4 protein-coding genes are annotated in these 2,155 nt (G+C 69.8%); 1 reads left to right on the forward strand and 3 read right to left on the reverse strand.

From position 1 onward, the window contains the following. Nucleotides 1-369 (reverse strand): TolC family protein (locus GEV02_RS32520; protein WP_174999450.1); only part of this gene is annotated, 369 nt, incomplete at its 3' end. 78 nt (nucleotides 370-447) lie between these two features. Continuing rightward, a complete protein-coding gene (locus tag GEV02_RS32525; protein ID WP_328595972.1) occupies nucleotides 448-792 on the reverse strand; it encodes a hypothetical protein in 345 nt (114 codons plus the stop codon). Nucleotides 793-851: 59 nt separating this feature from the next. Between GEV02_RS32525 and GEV02_RS32530 the strand changes: the two genes are divergently transcribed. Next, the gene (locus GEV02_RS32530) at nucleotides 852-1,427 is read left to right on the forward strand and encodes a hypothetical protein (protein ID WP_152841916.1); all 576 of its coding nucleotides are present in this window, start codon (nucleotides 852-854) and stop codon (nucleotides 1,425-1,427) included. Nucleotides 1,428-1,457: 30 nt separating this feature from the next. Here the strand turns inward: GEV02_RS32530 and GEV02_RS32535 are convergent. After that, on the reverse strand, nucleotides 1,458-2,155 hold a 698-nt coding region (locus tag GEV02_RS32535; RefSeq protein WP_152841917.1), incomplete at its 5' end, for a substrate-binding periplasmic protein.

Raw genomic sequence — 2,155 nt, forward strand, 5'->3', positions numbered from 1 at the left:
CTCGGCCTCGCGCAGCGCCAGGTCGGCCGCCGCGCCGTCGCGGCCCCGTTCGGCCGCCTGCACGCGGGCCGCGCGCTTGCCGCCCAGCTCCAGCGGCTGGCTCAGTTGCAGCGTGGTTTCGCGGCGGTCGCCATCCGCACGGCGGGTGTCGACCCGTTCGACCGACAGCGTCGGATTGGGCAGCAGGCCGGCCTGGCGCACCGCGCCATCGAGCGCGCCCAGTTCATGGCGGGCGGCCGACAGCCCGGCGTTGGCGCCGCCGGCCAGGGCCAGCGCGGCCTTGAGCGTCAGCGGCGCGGACGGCTCGATTTCGGCCTGCGCAAGGGCAGGCCATGCCGCTACGACGAGCGGCAGCAAATACTTGAACATCGAATTCTCCAGACAATAGGAAAAGGAATTCGACGAGACTCAGGCGTCTAGAAAGAGAGGGGCGAGGGCCTCGTCGCGCTAGGCGACGAGCAGCCAGTTGGGCCGGGCGGGCCCATCGGAGATGTAGGACAGGTATTGGGAAAGCAGCGGCGGCGCGTGGCCGCCCGGCGCGACGGCCAGCGCCAGCGCGGCGCCGCCGGGCAGCGAGGCCTGCACCGCGTGGTGGCACACCTCGCAGTCGCTGTGGACCTTGACCGGCTTGCTTTTATCGGCGCCGTCGTCGGACTGCGCCTGGTGGTGATGGCCATGGTGGCCGAAATGCGTGGCCGGGGCCGGCTCATGCTGGCAATAGACGGCCGCCATCGACCAGGCGTACTGGATAGGCAAGATTGTCAGCAGCAAAATGAGCAGTATTTTTTTCACGCCGCTATTGTAGCTTGAATTTACAATAAGGCTACCCTGACACCGGATAGGCGCATCGCATGAACCAAGACGAGCAAGGCGATTTCTTCAACACGCTCAACGACAAGGTCGACGCCCATGGCGCGCTGGTCGACCGCTTCCACGCCGAGCTGCAAAACTTTTCCAAGCAAATCGCCGGCTGCGACAAGCTGGTGCGCATGGCCCATATCAGCCTCAACCAGATCGACGCCCGCATCGCCGAGGCGGTGCGCATCGAGGCCGGCGCGGCGGCCGAGCGCGAAGCGGCCGGCCGCGAGGCCGCGCGCGCCGCCACCGAGGCGGCCGAAGCCGCCGTGGCCGGCCTGGTCGGCCAGCTGCAGGCCGCCACCCGCGAGGCCGAACTGGTGTGCCAGGCCGTGCACCGCAGCCGCGGCCAGACCGGCTTGTGGATAGTCGCCTACGTGGTCGTCACCCTGTTGATGTGCCTGCTGACGGCCTACACCACCCACAAGCTGCACCCCGACACGCCGCTGCCGCCCGAGGTCGCCGACTACGCCGAGCTGGGGCGCAAGCACGCAGCGCTGCTGCAAAAAGCCAGCGACAAGGAACGCAAGCTGATCGCCGAGATCCAGGCGCGCCGCGCCAGGCCGAAGTAGGCGCGGCCGCGGCCGCCGCTCAGTTGCCGCTCAGTTGCCGGCCAGGCCGTACTTGCGCAGGATGCGCGCCAGCGTGCCGTCGGCGCGCGCGGCCTCCAGCGCCGCCCGCCACTTGCGGCTGTCTTCCTCGCTGAAGTCCAGCGAACCGGCCAGCCAGATGTCGCCGCTGCGGAAGACCGGGCTGAAATCGAACTCGGTCTCGCGGTTGCCGTCGGTGCCGGCGGCGTTGCGGTGGACATCCTCGCCGCCGTAGGTGACATCGGCGATGCCCTTCTTCAGCATGCGCATGCATTCGCGGACGGTCGAGCACTCGGCCACATCGACAAAGTTCAGCTCCTGCAACACGCGCTTGTGCGGCGAGCCGCGCAGTACCACCAGCCGCAGCCGCCGCAACGCCGCCAGGTCGCGCAGATCGGCGCCGCCGTGCAGCGCGACAAACACGAAATTCTGCTGATGCAGCCGGACCAGCCAGCGGAACAGCGCCTCGCGCTCGGGCGTGCGGGTGACCGGCATGACGGCGATGTGGGGCAGCACGGTGGCCATCGTCAGCGCCCGCTGCCACGGATAAAACTCCACCGTCACCGGCGTGCCCAGGCGGCGCGACAGGTCCTGCACCACTTCCACCAGCAGGCCGGGGCTGGCGCCGCCCTGCGCCACCGCGTACGGCGGCAGGTCGGCCGCCACCACCCGCAGCGCATCGGCCGGCGCGACCGGCGCGGCGCGCGCGC

It is taken from the genome of Rugamonas aquatica, from assembly GCF_009380215.1.
Lineage (GTDB): Bacteria > Pseudomonadota > Gammaproteobacteria > Burkholderiales > Burkholderiaceae_D > Rugamonas > Rugamonas aquatica_B.

What these genes read in the sequence shown, in the direction of transcription:
- GEV02_RS32530 (WP_152841916.1), top strand. Translation starts at nt 852, where the DNA reads ATGAACCAAGACGAGCAAGGCGATTTCTTCAACACGCTCAACGACAAG.